Here is a 15761-nt window from a genome sequence, read left to right as displayed (position 1 = left end):
CGGCAGGCGCGGCTAAGACGGCGTCAACTATGAGGTCGCAGTCCAATCCCGCTTCGATGCCGCGCGTTGTCCTTCTCCTTGTCGCGATAGCCGCGCTGGGGGTTTCGGGCTGGTTCGGCATTCATGCCTTTGGCGGCAACCAGCCGCTCGCCAGCGTTCCCATCCCGATCATGGCGCCGGAAAACCTGCCCGACACCCCCGCGCAATGGCGCGGCCGGATCGACTATCGTGCGCTCGACCGGCAACTCGCCGACCTCGCGCAGCGGCCCGAAATGGCCGGACTGGCGGTGGCGGTGGTCGAGGACGGTGAATTGCGCTTCGTGCGCGCTTATGGCGTCACCGACGTGTCGACCGGTGCGCCGGTCACTGCGCAGACGATGTTCCGCTGGGCGTCGGTCTCTAAAACCACGACCGGCGTGATGGCGGCGGCGCTCGCCAAGGACGGCACGCTCGATCTGGACCGTCCCGTCGCCGACTGGTCCACATCGCTGCGCCTGCCGCGCGGCGCAGAAGCGCAGGTGACCCTCGATGACCTCCTCGCCCAGCGCACCGGCCTCACCAAAAATGCCTATGACGACAGACTGGAGGAAGGGCAGAACCCCGCGCTGATCCGGACCGGACTCGCCGCCGCGCCGCTGCAATGCGACCCCGGCACCTGCCACACCTATCAGAACATCGCTTTCGACGCGGCGACCGAAATTTTGACGGCGGCGGCGGACAAGCCCTTTTCCAACGCCGTCGAAGATCGCTTTTTCCTTCCGCTCGGCATGGTCAGCGCCGGTTTCGGGATGGAGCGGCTGACCGGCGCGAATGACTGGGCGAAACCGCACCGGGGTCACCATATCCTTCCCGTCAAGGAGGCCTATTGGCGTGTTCCTGCGGCGGCGGGCGTCGAAAGCGACATCGTCGATTTCGCCAAATGGATGCAGGCGATGATGGGGACGCGCCCCGATGTGCTACCGCAATCGGTGTTGCAGCTCGCCCACCGCCCCCGCGTCGGCACTGCAAAACTCTATGGCGGCGACTTGCGTCAGGCGATGGGCGATGCATCCTATGGCCTCGGTTGGCGCAGCTTCAGCTATAGCGGCCACCGGCTCGAAGGCCATTCGGGCGCGGTTTCGGGATATCGCGCGACCATGATTTTCGAACCCGCAACGCGGACGGGCGTCGTCGCGATGTGGAACAGCGACTGGGGCTTCCCCTTCCGCATCCCGTTTGCCGCGATCGACAGCTACCACAAGCGCGCCGACGCCGGCTGGCTCGACCTCAGCGAGCTGCCGCCCGCGCCGGGCGTGGCCGCGGCGCCCACCCCGGTTGCGGGCGCGGCGAAAGGGTAACGCGCGGGACGCTTGCTCCCGGGACCGCTGCTTGGTTAAAGCGCGCGTCCGAGAGCGAGAGGAGACTCATTGATGCGCGTGCTGCTTACCGGATCGTCCGGCTGGCTTGGCCGGTATCTCTTTCCGTTGCTCAGACAATATGGTCATACGGTCACCGGCCTTGATGTCGTGCCCGGCGTCTGGACGCAGGTGATCGGCACCGTTGCCGACCGCGCGCTAATCGATCGGACAATGGCCGAGCATGGCATCGAAGTCATCATCCATAGCGGCGCGCTTCACAAACCCGACATCGTCCGCTATCCGCGCCAGGCCTTCATCGACGTCAACGTCAGCGGCACGCTGAACCTGATCGAGGCGGCGGTTGCGGCGGGCAACGATCGGTTCCTGTTCACCTCGACCACCTCGCTGATGGTGCGCGCCGACGTTCGGGCCGGCGCAGGCGACACCGGCGCCTGGTGGATGGACGAGGATTTCGGTCCGCTGGAGCCGCGCAACATCTATGGCATCACCAAGCTCGCCGCCGAGCAGGCGTGCCGCCTCGTCTACCGCGAACATGGCATCAACGTGGCGATCCTGCGCACCGGACGCTTCTTTCCCGAGGATGACGACACCCATGCGGTACCGAGCGGTCCGAACCTGAAGGCGAACGAGATGCTCCACCGCCGTCTGGCCGTCGAGGATGCTGCGGCCGCCCATCTCGCGGCCCTGGAGGCGGCGCCGACGATCGGCTGCGACACCTTCATCCTCTCCGCGCCGCCGCCGTTCGCGCGCGACGATGCCGAGGAGCTTGCCCGCGACGCCCGCGCGGTCATCGCACGCGCACACCCTGATGCCGCCGAGCTCTATGCAGCGGCGGGCTGGGTGCTTCCTGACAAGATCGACCGCGTTTACGACCCGTCGCGCGCCGAGCGCCGCTTCGGCTGGCGCGCCCGCAGCGATTTCGCGAGCGTACTGGCGGCGCTGCGCGAGGGGAGCGCGCTGCCTTTCGCGCACGACCCCGCCTACACCTCCCCCATCGTCGCACAGGAGCGCGAAGCATGTACGAGTTGATCACTGCCAACCGCAATTATTCGAGCTGGTCGCTGCGTCCATGGGTGCTGATGAGCGCGCTTGGCATCGCGTTTCGCGACCGCATCGAGCCGTTCACCAAGCCTGCCAATTACGACGATTTCCGCAGCTTCTCGCCGACCGGACAGGTTCCCGCGCTACTCCACAAGGGGCGCACCATCTATGATTCGCTCGGCATCACCCTGTATCTCGGTGACCGGCACGACGGCGTGTGGCCGACCGAGCCGGACGCGCGCGCCTGGGCGCAGTGCGCGGCGTGCGAAATGCACAGCGGCTTTGCGGCGCTGCGCAACGATTGCACGATGAATGTCGGGGTGCGCGTCACCCCGAAGCCGATGTCCGACGCGCTAAAAGCCAACATCGCGCGGATCCGCGAATTGTTCGAAGAGGGGCTGGCAAAATTCGGCGGCCCTTGGCTAGCCGGGCCGGAATTTACCGCGGTCGACGCCTTCTTCGCCCCGGTCGCGTTTCGCATCCGCGCCTATGGCCTCGACGTCGGCGCCGGGCAGGCGTGGGTCGACCACATCCTCACGCACCCCGCGATGCTCGATTGGGAACGGCAGGCGCTCGCCGAAAGTTGGCGCGAGGTCGGACATGAGGAAGAATTGCGCGCCTGCGGGGCGATTACGGCGGATTACCGGACGGGGTAGCTCCATTTTCTTCGTCATTGCGAGCGCAGCGAAGCAATCCAGGCCGGTTGACGCAGGCTGTGGATTGCCGCGTCGCTTCGCTTCTCGCAATGACGAAATTTAATCGCTCAAAGCTTCACGCACGACCGCAATCCCGGCCTCGCGCTGGACCTTCAACTCCACCTTCAACTTCGCTGGATCGCGCGCAAAGACGAAGCCGAAACTGACCCCGCCTTCCTTGCCGATCGTCGCATGGTGCAGCTTGTGCGCCTGCACCAGCCGCTTGGCATAGCCGCGCCGCGGCACCCAGTGGAAATAACGTTGATGCACCAGTCCGTCGTGGACGACGGTATAGATGATGCCATAAAACAGCACCCCCAGCCCGATCCACGTCCCCGGCTCCCACGCCGCCGATCCCATGATCATCTGGCTGCCCACCGCAAACATCGAAATGCTGAGCGCCGCGCCGAACAGCCCGAACAGATCATTCTTTTCCAGCATCTTGTCGTGCGGTTCATGATGGTCACGGTGCCATGCCCAGCCGAAACCATGCATGATATATTTGTGGCTCGCCCAGGCGACGAACTCCATCGCGAGGACAGTGGCGAGAATGAGCGCGATGATGGTGGGCAGCGACATGGAGCGAATATAGGCGCGGCCAATCAGTCACGCCACTCCCTTCGCCGGGGTGACGGCAAAATCGCTACCAAGGATTAACGGCAACCGTCACGACCGAAAATTGCGTTTCTTATCGCCACCAGCTTGCAAAGTTGTGCCGCTGATCTAAGGCAGCGGCATGACTCGCCCCCGCACACTGTATGAAAAAATCTGGGACGCGCATGTTGTCGAACAGCGCTCCGACGGTACCTGCCTGATCTTCATCGACCGCCACCTCGTCCATGAAGTCACCAGTCCGCAGGCGTTTGCCGGGCTGCGCGCGAGCGGGCGCACGGTGCGCCGCCCCGACCTGACGCTGGCGGTACCCGATCACAACCTGCCGACGACGGCGCGCAAGGATGCGGCGGGCAACCGGCTGCCGATTGCCGACGTGGAAAGCGCGGCGCAGCTCGCCGCGCTCGAAACCAATGCCCCCGATTTCGGCATCCGCTACATCGACGCCACCGCCGCCGAGCAGGGCATCGTCCATGTCGTCGGCCCCGAACAGGGCTTTTCACTGCCCGGAACGACGATCGTCTGCGGCGACAGCCACACCGCGTGCCACGGCGGCATCGGCGCGCTGGCATTCGGGATCGGAACCAGCGAGGTCGAGCATGTGCTCGCGACGCAGACCTTGCTGCTCCAGCCTGCGAAAACGATGGAAGTGCGCGTCGAGGGCGAGGTCGGTCCCGGCGTCACCGCGAAAGACATCATTCTCCACATCACCGGCACCATCGGTGCCGCTGGCGGCACCGGCCATGTCATCGAATATACCGGCAGCACAATCCGCGCGTTGAGCGTCGAGGGTCGCCTGACGGTCAGCAACATGGCGATCGAGGGCGGCGCGCGCGCTGGGCTGATCGCGCCGGATACAACGACCTTCGCCTATCTCAAGGGTCGTCCCTATGCGCCGAAGGGCGCCGACTGGGACGCCGCGATCGCTTACTGGACCAGCCTCGCGACCGATCCGGGCGCGACCTATGACAAGACCGTCGTCATCGACGCCGCCGAAATCGCGCCCAGCGTCACCTGGGGCACCAGCCCCGAGGATGTCGTGCCGATCACCGGCACCGTCCCCGCGCCGGACAGCTTTGCCGACCCGTCGAAACAGGCCGCCGTCGCCAAGTCGCTCGCCTATATGGGGTTGGAGCCCGGTACGCGGATGCAAGACGTACCGATCGAGAATATCTTCATCGGCAGCTGTACCAACAGCCGGATCGAAGATCTGCGCGCTGCCGCCGCCGTGCTGAAAGGTCGCCACAAGGCGGCCAACGTCAAATGGGCAATCGTGGTCCCCGGATCGGGGCTGGTGAAGGCACAGGCCGAGGCCGAAGGGCTCGACCGCATCTTCACCGACGCGGGTCTGGAGTGGCGCGAGCCGGGCTGCTCAGCGTGCCTCGGCATGAACCCAGACAAGGTACCCGCGGGCGAACGCTGCGCCAGCACCAGCAACCGCAATTTCGTCGGCCGTCAAGGGCCGGGCAGCCGCACCCACCTCGTCTCCCCCGCGATGGCAGCGGCGGCGGCGGTGACCGGGCGGCTCACCGACGTGCGGGAATTGATCGATTGAGCGCGTGACGGAGGGAGCCAAGAGCATGATCTGGAAAGCTATCGCATCAGCCGCAGCGGCACTGGCACTCGCCGCCCCCGCCATCGCGCAGGACAAGCCTGCGGCGGCCAAGGTCAGCCTGACCCGCCTCGATTGCGGCACGGTGCGGGTGAACCGGCTCAACGCCTTTTCGGACACCGAGGCCTATCCGGGGCAGAGCCGAGACCTGACGGTCGGTTGTTACCTCATTCGCCACGGCGACCAGCTGATGCTGTGGGATCTGGGATTGCCGTCTGCGCTGAAAGGCGCGGCCTTCAGTGCAGACGGCGACATGTCGGCGTCAGTGACCCGTACCCTCGTCGAGCAGCTCGCCGAGCTTGACCTCAAGCCCGAGGACATCGACATCGTCGGGGTCAGCCACTTCCATTTCGACCATATCGCCCAGCTGCCCGATTTCCCCACGGCGAAGCTTTTTATCGGCAAAAGTGACTGGGACTTGCTGACCCAGAGCCCTCCACCCGCGTTTGTCGATCCGACACCTTTCGCGCATTGGATCAGCGGCGGCGGCAAGGTCGATCCGGTCGCGCGCGACAAAGATGTTTTCGGCGATGGCAGCGTGGTGATGTTCGACATGCCGGGGCATACCCCGGGCCATCATACGCTGCTGGTGCGACTGGCGGGAATGGGGACGGTGCTGCTGACCGGGGATCAGGCGCATTTTCAGGAAAATTACGACAGCGAAGGCGTGCCGACCTTTAACACCAACCGCGCCGACACGCTCGCGTCTTTCGACCGCTTCAAGGCGCTGGCCAAAAATCTGAAAGCGACGGTGATCATCCAGCATGAACCGCGCGACGTCGGCAAGCTGCCTGCTTTCCCGCAGGCCGCCGAATAGCATGGCACCGATCGAAAAAATCGAAGGCCGCGCCATCCCGTTCGGGCTGAAGAATGTCGACACCGACGTCATAATCCCGGCGAAATGGCTGAAGACGATCAGCCGCGAAGGGCTGGGCAAGGGTGCGTTCGAAACGCTGCGTGCCGACCCCAACAATCTGTTCGACCAGCCCGAGTACAGGCAAGCCCCAATCCTGATCGCGGGCGACAATTTCGGCTGCGGGTCGAGCCGCGAGCATGCCGCGTGGGCGCTCGGTGACCTCGGTATCCGTGTCGTGATCGCGCCCAGCTATTCCGACATCTTCTCGGGCAACGCGGTCAAGAACGGCATCCTGCCAGTCGTGCTTCCCCAATCGGCCATCGACCGGTTGATGGAAGTCGCGGCGACCGATCCGATCCATGTCGATCTCGACACCCAGACGGTGACGACGCCGTTCCAGGACCGCTTTACTTTCGAGATCGACCCGTTCCGAAAAATGTGTCTGCTGAACGGGCTCGACGAGATTTCACTCACCGAAAAAAGCGATGCGGCGATCGCCGCGCATGAACAAATGATAGCAAAAACCCAGCCTTGGCTAACGCCGACGCTGGCATAAGGAGAAGATGATGAAGGCTCTCTTGTCGACCGCCACTGGCGGCCCCGAAACGCTGGTTCTCGGTGAGTTGCCACGGCCGACCGCAGGCGCTGACCAGATCGTCATCGACGTCAAGGCGTGCGCGGTCAATTTCCCCGACACGCTGATTATCGAGGACAAATATCAGTTCAAGCCCGCGCGCCCCTTTGCCCCCGGCGGCGAAGTCGCGGGCCTCGTCGCCGAAGTCGGCGAAGGCGTGACCGGGTTCAAGATCGGCGACCGCGTCATCGCCGGGTGCGGCAATGGCGGCATGTCCGAAGCCGTCGCGGTCGGCGTCCACAACGTCTATCACCTGCCCGAAGGCCATGACTTCGCCGAGGGCGCATCGCTGCTGATGACCTATGGCACCAGCATCCACGCGCTGGTCGATCGCGGTCACATTCAGGAAGGCGAGACTTTGCTCGTCCTCGGCGCCTCGGGCGGCGTCGGTATTGCCGCGGTCGAACTGGGCAAAGCGTTCGGCGCGCGCGTCGTCGCCGGGGTTTCAAGCGAAGAAAAGGCCGAAATCGCGCGGCAGGCGGGCGCGGATGAGGTGGTGATCTATGGCCGCCAGCCGTTCGACAAGGATCAGTCCAAGGCACTCGCGAACACCTTTAAGGAAGCGGTCGGACCGGGCGGCGCGAATGTCATCTATGACGCCGTCGGCGGTGATTATGCCGAGCCCGCGCTGCGTTCGATCGCATGGGAAGGCCGCTACCTCGTCGTGGGCTTCCCCGCGGGCATCCCGCGCCTGCCGCTCAACCTGACCTTGCTCAAAAGCTGCGACGTCGCGGGCGTGTTCTGGGGCGCCTTCGTCGCGCGCGAGCCGGAGCGCAACCGTGCGCATGTCGCGCGCCTGTTCCAGTTGTGGGAACAGGGCAAGATCAAGCCGCGCGTCACCGGCACCTACGCCCTCGCCGACGGCGGCAAGGCGATCGCCAAGCTTGGCGACCGCAGCGCGGTCGGCAAGCTGGTCGTCACGATCTGAAATATCGGCGCGATCCCGTCCTGACGGCGGCGCTGCGGGATCTCGCGGCGCCGACCGGCAGGCTGGAGGTGCGGGTCACGCCCGGCGCAGCGCGCGACGATGTGCAGATCGACGGTCAAAGCGTCCTTCTGCGCGTCACCGCCCCGCCTGCCGACGGCGCTGCGAACCATGCCGTGCTCGCTTTGCTCGCCGCCGCTCTGGGCCGCCCGCGCCGCGACCTCACCCTGCTGCGTGGCGCGACGGGTCGGATCAAACTCATCGCGATCGCGCCCGATTGATTTGCCTCAAGTTAACGCTTTCGCAGGGGCTGTGCCTTATGTCCGGCGGCAGGACTATCTGGGTCAGGGTGCAACAATGGCGACTCGCCGCGCAAAGGTTGATGAAAGTAACGCGAGTATCGCGAATATCTCGCGTACCCGTCGCGCGCAGCTGGTTGCCGAGTTCGAGGGCGAGCTCGGCATCGATTACAAGGCGCGGGCCGCCGCCGCCGAAGCCGAACGCCGCTGGATCGCGCGCAAGACCTTCATCGTGTGGACCGTCGCGCTGATCTTTTTCGCCATTGCGTGCCAGAAGCTTTGGATTATGGGCCAGGACGTCGATCGGCCCTTCTCGGACATCAACCCGATCGAAAGCTGGTTCTAGCCGCTGGTACCGAATTTTGGTAATTTGACGTCAGGGCTCGCAAAAACACATCGGTCGCCCTCGGCGAACCCTTCATCAAATTCGCACGCCGCAAGGTGGAATCGGGCGAATTTGCGACGACGAGCGAAGTCGTGCGCGAAGCGATGCGGCGCTATATCGCCTATGATGACCGGGCCGAGGCTTTGCGGCGCGAAATTCAGAAAGGCATCGACAGCGGCCCCCACAGCCATTCGACTGGGATGCTTTCATGGAACGAAAGTTCGGCCCCGAAGGCGATGCATAACATCGTCGTGCACCCCGAGGCGGAAGTGGATATCGAAGACGCCGCCGACTACACCATCGAACAAGGGGGTCGCGACCAGGCGCTTCGCTACGTCGGTGACATTCCAAAAGTTATCGATCGTCTCGCCATCAACGGTCTGCGCTATCCCGAAGAGTGGGAAGCCTGTCCGGGGCCACGCCGGATGCGGAGCGGACATCACTTCATCTTCTTCCTGATCGAAGACGAAAAGATCGACGTCGTTCGCGTGATGCACGAGCGCCGCGATGCCGTCCGCCATTTGACAGATTAGGATCGCCTGGCGTCAGCTTGCTGCACTTGGTTTCGCGCAGAACTCCGACCCCGCCGCTCCCTCAATAAACCCGCGCCTTCGGCTTGATATATTCGACATCGTCCGACAGCGTATATTCGTGAACCGGGCGGTAATCGAGGCGAACGCCGCCGCCCTTGCCACCCCATCCGTCGAACCATGCCACCGTGTGCTTCATCCAGTTCGCATCGTCGCGGTTCGGGAAATCCTCATGTGCGTGAGCGCCGCGGCTTTCCTTGCGGTTATACGCCGAATGCATCGTGACCGTCGCCTGGCTGATCAGATTGTCGAGCTCGAGCGTTTCGACCAGGTCGGTGTTCCAGATCAGACTGCGGTCGGTGACGCCGACGTCGTTCATCCGCTGGTAGGTCTTGGTCAGCTTTTCCTTGCCCTCGGCCATCAGTTCGTCGGTGCGGAACACCGCGGCGTGCGCCGACATGGCGCGCTGCATCTCGGTGCGGATTTCCGCGGTCGGCGAGCCGCCCTTGGCGTGACGGAAATGGTCGAGACGGCCGAGCGCCAGATCGGCGCTATCGGTCGACAGCGGCTGCTGCGCCGCACCCGGCTTGATGATGTCGCGTAGGCGATGCCCGGTCGCGCGGCCAAAGACGACGAGGTCGATCAGGCTGTTCGAGCCCAAGCGGTTCGCGCCATGCACGGACACACAGGCCGCTTCACCGACCGCGAACAGGCCGGGGACGACGGTATCGGGTCCGTCCTTGCCCAAGGTCACGACTTCGCCATGATAATTACACGGGATGCCACCCATATTATAATGGACCGTCGGCACGACTGGCAGCGGCTGACGCGTCAGGTCGACCCCCGCGAACACCTTGCCGCTTTCGGTAATGCCGGGCAGCCGCTCAGCCAGCACCGCCGCGTCGATATGGTCGAGGTGCAGGAAGATATGGTCCTTGTGCGGGCCGACACCGCGGCCTTCGCGAATTTCGAGCGCCATCGAGCGCGACACGACGTCGCGCGACGCCAGATCCTTGGCAGACGGGGCATAGCGTTCCATGAACCGCTCACCCTCGGAATTGGTCAGATACCCGCCCTCGCCGCGCGCACCTTCGGTGATCAGCACGCCGGCGCCGTAAATGCCGGTCGGGTGAAACTGAACAAACTCCATGTCCTGCAAAGGCAGCCCGGCGCGCAGCACCATGCCGCCGCCGTCGCCGGTGCAGGTGTGCGCCGAGGTCGCGGTGAAATAGCTGCGGCCGTAGCCGCCGGTCGCGAGCACGACGGCTTGCGAGCGGAAACGGTGGATGCTGCCGTCGTCCATGCACAGCGCGATCACGCCGCGGCACTCGCCATTTTCCATGATCAGGTCGAGCGCAAAATATTCGACGAAGAAGTCGGCGTCATATTTCAGCGACTGCTGATAGAGCGCATGGAGCATCGCGTGGCCGGTACGGTCGGCGGCGGCGGCGGTGCGCTGGACCGGCGGGCCTTCGCCCATATTCTGCATATGGCCACCGAACGGACGCTGATAGATCGAGCCGTCGGCATTGCGCGAGAAGGGCACCCCGGCGTGTTCAAGCTCGTACACCGCCTGCGGTGCTTCGCGGACCATATATTCGATCGCGTCCTGGTCGCCGAGCCAGTCGGAACCCTTGACGGTGTCGTACATATGCCATTGCCAATGGTCGGGCGAATTGTTGCCCAGCGATGCGGCGATGCCGCCCTGCGCCGCAACGGTGTGGCTGCGGGTCGGGAACACCTTGGTGATGCACGCGGTCTTCAGCCCCGCTTCGGCGCTGCCCATGGTCGCGCGCAGGCCCGATCCCCCGGCGCCGACGACGACGGTGTCATAGATATGGTCGATGATCTTGTAAGCTTCGGTCATGTCACATGCCCCCCGGGCCGGCCACGACGGGTGCCAGCGCGATGCGGGCGATCGTAAAGATCCCGTAGGCGGCGCCGCCGATGGCGTAGAAATTGAGCAGGACGAGCGCGAGCAAGCGCATCGGCCCATGGACATAATCCTCGAGCAATACGGTGAGGCCGAGCCGCAGATGCCAGAAGACGCTGACCACCATCAGGATCAGCGCGAGCGCGACCATCGGGTTCGCCGCCCAACGCAGCACCGCGCCATGATCTCCGAGCGGCAGCCGTATCAGCGACACGAACAGGAAACCGACAAGCAAGATATTGCCGAGCGCGGTCAGACGCTGTTGCAGCCAGTGGTGCGAACCATGCCCCGACGAGCCAAGGCCGCGGACCTTGCCGAGATGCGAGCCGTCGCCCATCAGAGTGCTCCCGCCATGATATAAAGCCAGGTCGCGGCGGTCGCGAACACGCCCGCGGCGATCACGACGATCGACCACAGCTTGTTGGTCTTGAGCTCATATCCCGCGCCGGTGTCGAGCACGAGGTGACGCAGCCCCGAAAACAGATGCTGGAAAAAGGCCCAGGTCAGCCCGATCAGCACGACCTTGCCCAATATGTTGGTGATCTGGTGAAACAGGCTGATTTCGGGGTTGGGATCATGCCAGATGCATGCAACAAACGACGCATAAGCCTCGGGTCCAGCCGCAATCGCCCCGAGCCACCACAGAAACAGGCCTGCGCCGACAATCGCCAGGCCGTCGCCGCTGGCGCGATGAAGGATCGAGACCGCCATCGCGGGGCCCCATTTATACACTTGCAAGTGCGGCGCGCGCGGGCGCGCATTCGGTTCGTTGCCAGCCATATCAGCCCCGTTTCTGACTCTATTCGGTCGATGGGCGCCGGTTTAGCGCCATGGACGCGATATGCAATTGCTTAGCGGGCGTGGGCGGGAAGAAATCGATGGGGGCAGCGCCGCTTTATGTTGGCGTGCAGACCGCTATCGACATTGGGATGCAATTCGGGTTGCTTCCTTATCGATGGGTTCTCGACTTCGCTCTGAAAGAACGAAGGTCGGGCATTGCTTATTGCGTCCCCTGAACTTGTTTCAGGGTTCATGGCCTGCCGTTTCCTTCGGCGCGGCGTGAAACAAGGGGTCGGGCCATCGATGCTGAAACAAGTTCAGCATGACGAAGTTGGAAATGGCCGCTTCCCAACCCAAGGCAGCCATTCTGTCGCAAAAAAAAGGGACTCTCGACCCTTCTTCCTTACCTATATCCCGGCTTTCGCCCGGATCACGCATTGCCATTCCGTTCAGGTCAGCCGAACGGGTTGATCCGTCACTTGATCTTGTCGCGGTTCGCGTAAAGCAGCGCCGCAATCACCGCCGCCGAACCGATACCCAGCCCCGCCGCGGCCGCAGTTTTCCAGCCGCGCTTGCCGCCCTTCGTCGCTTCGCGATCCGCCGCCTGGGCCGCGTCGGCGGCTTCTTTCTGCTGACGCTGCTCGCGCGCCGCGCGCAGCACTTCATTTTCTTCGGGTTCGTCGTCCTGGGGCGGCGGCGGGGGAGATTGGTCGGTCATGATCACTTATGTCCTTGTATTCAGGCGAGTGCCTGCTCAACAGACACATAATCGGTTCCGATCGCTTCCGCTACGGCTTCGAACGTCACCTTGCCATTCCATACGTTCAAACCCTGCGCAAGATGCACGTCCCGTCGCAAAGCTTCCTTCCAGCCCAGATCGGCAATGCGCAGCGCGTGCGGCAAAGTGACATTGTTGAGCGCATAGGTGCTGGTGCGGGCGACCGCGCCGGGCATGTTGGCGACCGCATAGTGAACGATGCCGTCGACGACATAGGTCGGGTCGGCGTGGGTCGTCGCATGGCTGGTTTCGAAACAGCCGCCCTGATCGATCGCGACGTCGACGAGCACCGAGCCCGCCTGCATCGTGCCGAGCATCTCGCGCGTGACGAGCTTGGGCGCTTCGGCGCCGGGGATCAGAACCGCGCCAATGACCAAATCGGCCTCGGCGACGCATTCGGCCAGATTGGCACGGTTCGAAAAGCGCGTCTTGGCGCGCGATTCAAAGAAAGTACCGACGCGTTCGAGCACTTCGGGGTCGCGGTCGAGGATGGTGACGTCGGCGCCGAGGCCCGCCGCCATCTGCGCCGCGTTGAAGCCGACGACGCCACCGCCGATCACGCACACCTTGCCCGGCGCGACGCCGGGAACGCCGCCGAGCAGCACGCCGCGACCGCCATGCGCCTTTTCGAGCGCGGTCGCGCCGGCCTGGATCGACATGCGCCCCGCAACCTGGCTCATCGGCTTTAACAGCGGCAGGCCGCCGTGCGGGCTGGTGACGGTTTCATAGGCGATGCACACAGCGCCCGATTTCATCAGGTCGCGCGTCTGATCGGGATCGGGCGCAAGGTGGAGATAGGTATAGAGGATCTGCCCCTCGCGGAGCATTGCGCGCTCGCCGGACTGCGGTTCCTTGACCTTCACCACCATGTCGCAGGTCGCGAAAATCTCTTCGGCCGTCTGAACGATCTCGGCGCCCGCCTCGACATAATAGCGGTCGTGTGCGCCGATGCCCTCGCCGGCGCCGGTCTGCACGAGCACGCGGTGGCCATGCGCGCTGAGTTCGCGCGCGCTTTCGGGGGTCAGCCCGACACGATATTCGTGATTCTTGATTTCCTTGGGGGTGCCGATGATCATGGTCGCTCTCCATTGGTTCGCCGCCGGTCGCGCTGTCCCGGCGCCGCGTCGTTCATGCTGCGCCTGATAGCAGAAACAGCGCGCGAGGTGCTTGCATATCATCGCTGATTTCGCGACAAACGCGCACAAATTTTGCGCTAAACTTGCCAAGGACGCACAATGATTGATCGAATCGACCGCAAGCTCCTCGACTTGCTGCAACGCGGTGGTCCGCGCCCCGCCGCCGAGCTGGGCGAAGCGGTCGGCTTGTCGGCGTCGGCGTGCCACCGCCGCATCCGCGCATTGGAGGCTTCGGGGATCATCACCGGCTATACCGCGCGCCTTGCGCCCGAGCGCATCGGTCTCGGGCTTGATGTGTTCGTCGACATCAGCCTGACGTCGCAGAGCGAAGAGGCGCTGACCGCGTTCGAAAGCGCGGTCAAAAGCTTCGACGAGATCCTCGAATGCCAGCTTTTGTCGGGCGCGTCCGATTACCGACTACGCGTCGCGGCGCGAAACGTCGCCGATTTCGACCGGCTGCACCGCCACTGCCTTTCGCGCCTGCCCGGGGTCGCGGCCATGCACAGCGCCTTTGCACTGCGCACGATCAAGGCGTTCGAGGGCTATCCGGTTCCTGCGGGCGAGGCGCACTAGCCGCGAAAAACGCGGTGCTGGTTAACGCGCAATTTACCAAAAGCACCGCATAGCCGGGTCATATGTTTTGCGGACGACAGGCGGGCGCCAGACTCGTGCGTCGGGATCGATCAGGGAAGCAGGATCATGGTGAAGGAAAATCCGATTCATAAGCAGCAAATCGACCCGATTTCGATGGCCGACCGCTTCCCCTATTACGACCTCGACGGCCAGCTTGCCGCCAATGCCGCCGAGATCTACACGATCATCGCCGGGCGCGAAGAAGCCGTCGCCCGTGCCTATTGGGACGCGTTCAATGCGCTGCCCAGTGTCGAACGCGCAGTCGAAGGCGAACTTCTCGAATCCTATGTGCGCGGCAGCGCGCGCCACTCCGAAGTCAAATATGCCGACGCCGCCGGACAGGAAGTCGCAACGATCGCGTGCCAGAACGCGCATATGGCGCGGCGGGTCAAATTGCCGCTTGCCTCGGTCATGTCGTGCATTGCCGAAAGCCAGCGCCTGACCATCGAATATGTTGTTGCCGCCTGCATCGACGATGCGGCGCGCCTGACGCGGCTGACCAGCGCGGTAAACCGGCTGGCCTTGCTCGAATTCGACATTATGCAGCGTTATGCTGAAAAGCTCGATCGCGCAGTGATCTCCAGCGAACGCCAGTCGCTCGCGGGCGATTTCGACCGCTCGATCGCCTCGCTGGTGCAGGACACCGACGGGGTGCGCGAACAGCTCGCCAAACAGGCCGCCTCCGCCGACCAGGCGGCGAAAGGCATGATCGCCAAGACCAGCGAAGTCGCCGCCGCATCCGAACAATCGGCGATGGCGATGCGCGAAGCCGCCTCGACCGCCGCCGGACTGATCCGCGCGATCGAGGATGCGCGCAGCGAGGTCGAGGCATCGGCGAGCGTTGCCACCCGCGCCTCCGAACAAGCAGGCGAAGCCGTCGCGATGTCGGAAACACTGTCGCACCACGCCGAATCGATCGAATCGATCCTGGGTCTGATCCGCGAGATCGCGGGCCAGACTAACCTGCTCGCGCTGAACGCCACGATCGAGGCCGCGCGCGCGGGCGAGTCGGGGCGCGGCTTTGCTGTCGTGGCGCAGGAAGTCAAAAGCCTCGCCAACGAAACCGCCCGCGCGACCGACGACATTGCGGGCAAGATCACTGCGATCCAGCAAGCGACGCGCGGGTCGGTTTCCGCCAACCAGTCGATCCAGGCGACGATCGTCGAGGTCCAGCAATCGGCGCAACGCATTCGCGACGCGATGGATGCGCAGGCACAGACGGTTACTTCGATCACCGCCGCCGTCGACGAAACCGCGCTTGCCGCGGACAGCATGTCGTCGACGATCGCCAGCATCCGCAACGATTCGGGCATGGTCGCGAGCGAAATCAGCGTGCTGAGCCAAGAATTCGGCAAGATGGGCGGGCGCTTGCAGCAGCTGGAACAGGCCGCGAGCGAGTTCAGCCGCCGGGTGGCGTAACCGCACAATCCACCCTTCTCGTTCACCCCGGCGAAGGCCGGCGTCTTACCCTCGCCAGCTGACGCACCGGCGAGATCCCGGCCTTCGCCGGGATGACGATAACGTATGACATCGCTGCAACTTGGCAAGGGCAGC

The 15761-nt window shown here is 64.1% G+C and carries 19 protein-coding genes; 12 read left to right on the top strand and 7 right to left on the bottom strand.

Annotated elements, in window-relative coordinates:
* The first annotated feature begins 29 nt into the window (after positions 1-29).
* From K0M74_RS03790 to K0M74_RS03780, 3 genes are all read left to right on the top strand, one after another.
* Positions 30-1337 carry a serine hydrolase gene (locus tag K0M74_RS03790; protein WP_293968205.1) on the top strand — a complete coding sequence of 436 codons (1308 nt, stop codon included), beginning with the start codon at positions 30-32 and terminating at the stop codon, positions 1335-1337.
* 72 nt (positions 1338-1409) lie between these two features.
* Entirely contained in the window at positions 1410-2387 is a 978-nt protein-coding gene (locus K0M74_RS03785) for an NAD(P)-dependent oxidoreductase (protein ID WP_293968203.1), read from the top strand.
* Positions 2375-3055 (top strand): glutathione S-transferase family protein, encoded by a 681-nt coding sequence (locus K0M74_RS03780; RefSeq protein WP_293968201.1) that lies wholly within the window; start codon positions 2375-2377, stop codon positions 3053-3055. Before K0M74_RS03785 ends, K0M74_RS03780 begins: the two co-directional genes overlap by 13 nt.
* Before the next feature lie 99 nt (positions 3056-3154).
* Here the strand turns inward: K0M74_RS03780 and K0M74_RS03775 are convergent, their stop codons facing one another.
* The gene (locus K0M74_RS03775; protein WP_293968198.1) at positions 3155-3673 is read right to left on the bottom strand and encodes a sterol desaturase family protein; all 519 of its coding nucleotides are present in this window, start codon (positions 3671-3673) and stop codon (positions 3155-3157) included.
* 157 nt (positions 3674-3830) lie between these two features.
* On the opposite strand from K0M74_RS03775, the gene leuC reads away from it, so the two are divergent.
* The 7 genes from leuC to K0M74_RS03740 all read left to right on the top strand — a co-directional run bounded on the left by leuC (position 3831) and on the right by K0M74_RS03740 (position 8950).
* Complete coding sequence (leuC, locus tag K0M74_RS03770) at positions 3831-5261, top strand: 3-isopropylmalate dehydratase large subunit (RefSeq protein WP_293968195.1); 1431 nt, start codon at positions 3831-3833, stop codon at positions 5259-5261.
* A gap of 25 nt (positions 5262-5286) precedes the next feature.
* The gene (locus K0M74_RS03765) at positions 5287-6135 is read left to right on the top strand and encodes an N-acyl homoserine lactonase family protein (protein WP_293968193.1); all 849 of its coding nucleotides are present in this window, start codon (positions 5287-5289) and stop codon (positions 6133-6135) included.
* 1 nt (position 6136) lies between these two features.
* Positions 6137-6730 (top strand): 3-isopropylmalate dehydratase small subunit, encoded by a 594-nt coding sequence (gene leuD / locus K0M74_RS03760; RefSeq protein ID WP_293968190.1) that lies wholly within the window; start codon positions 6137-6139, stop codon positions 6728-6730.
* A 10-nt stretch (positions 6731-6740) separates the two neighbouring features.
* A complete protein-coding gene (locus tag K0M74_RS03755; RefSeq protein WP_293968186.1) occupies positions 6741-7736 on the top strand; it encodes an NADPH:quinone oxidoreductase family protein in 996 nt (331 codons plus the stop codon).
* 68 nt (positions 7737-7804) lie between these two features.
* Entirely contained in the window at positions 7805-8014 is a 210-nt protein-coding gene (locus tag K0M74_RS03750; RefSeq protein ID WP_293968183.1) for a DUF167 family protein, read from the top strand.
* Positions 8015-8090: 76 nt separating this feature from the next.
* Positions 8091-8378, top strand: coding sequence for a hypothetical protein (locus tag K0M74_RS03745; RefSeq protein ID WP_293968180.1), 288 nt, complete (start codon positions 8091-8093; stop codon positions 8376-8378).
* Positions 8379-8473: 95 nt separating this feature from the next.
* Positions 8474-8950 (top strand): type II toxin-antitoxin system RelE/ParE family toxin, encoded by a 477-nt coding sequence (locus K0M74_RS03740; protein ID WP_293968177.1) that lies wholly within the window; start codon positions 8474-8476, stop codon positions 8948-8950.
* A 61-nt stretch (positions 8951-9011) separates the two neighbouring features.
* Here K0M74_RS03740 and sdhA read toward each other — a convergent pair whose 3' ends face one another.
* From sdhA to ald, 6 genes are all read right to left on the bottom strand, one after another.
* The gene (sdhA, locus tag K0M74_RS03735) at positions 9012-10814 is read right to left on the bottom strand and encodes a succinate dehydrogenase flavoprotein subunit (RefSeq protein ID WP_293968174.1); all 1803 of its coding nucleotides are present in this window, start codon (positions 10812-10814) and stop codon (positions 9012-9014) included.
* A gap of 1 nt (position 10815) precedes the next feature.
* The gene (sdhD, locus tag K0M74_RS03730) at positions 10816-11217 is read right to left on the bottom strand and encodes a succinate dehydrogenase, hydrophobic membrane anchor protein (RefSeq protein ID WP_293968172.1); all 402 of its coding nucleotides are present in this window, start codon (positions 11215-11217) and stop codon (positions 10816-10818) included.
* Entirely contained in the window at positions 11217-11660 is a 444-nt protein-coding gene (gene sdhC / locus K0M74_RS03725; RefSeq protein WP_293968169.1) for a succinate dehydrogenase, cytochrome b556 subunit, read from the bottom strand. Before sdhC ends, sdhD begins: the two co-directional genes overlap by 1 nt.
* Positions 11661-11903: 243 nt before the next feature.
* Positions 11904-12098 carry a hypothetical protein gene (locus K0M74_RS03720; RefSeq protein ID WP_293968166.1) on the bottom strand — a complete coding sequence of 65 codons (195 nt, stop codon included), beginning with the start codon at positions 12096-12098 and terminating at the stop codon, positions 11904-11906.
* A gap of 37 nt (positions 12099-12135) precedes the next feature.
* Positions 12136-12378, bottom strand: coding sequence for a hypothetical protein (locus tag K0M74_RS03715; RefSeq protein ID WP_293968163.1), 243 nt, complete (start codon positions 12376-12378; stop codon positions 12136-12138).
* Positions 12379-12398: 20 nt separating this feature from the next.
* Positions 12399-13514: an alanine dehydrogenase gene (gene ald / locus K0M74_RS03710; protein ID WP_293968160.1), complete on the bottom strand. Its 1116-nt coding sequence runs from the start codon at positions 13512-13514 to the stop codon at positions 12399-12401.
* Positions 13515-13673: 159 nt separating this feature from the next.
* Between ald and K0M74_RS03705 the strand changes: the two genes are divergently transcribed.
* Positions 13674-14147, top strand: coding sequence for an Lrp/AsnC family transcriptional regulator (locus tag K0M74_RS03705; protein ID WP_293968155.1), 474 nt, complete (start codon positions 13674-13676; stop codon positions 14145-14147).
* A gap of 126 nt (positions 14148-14273) precedes the next feature.
* Complete coding sequence (locus K0M74_RS03700) at positions 14274-15626, top strand: methyl-accepting chemotaxis protein (RefSeq protein ID WP_088442619.1); 1353 nt, start codon at positions 14274-14276, stop codon at positions 15624-15626.
* Positions 15627-15761 lie beyond the last annotated feature (135 nt).

The organism is Sphingopyxis sp. (assembly GCF_019459305.1).
In the GTDB taxonomy this organism is placed as follows: Bacteria; Pseudomonadota; Alphaproteobacteria; order Sphingomonadales; family Sphingomonadaceae; genus Sphingopyxis.
This window is presented reverse-complemented; position numbering and strand designations above follow the sequence as displayed.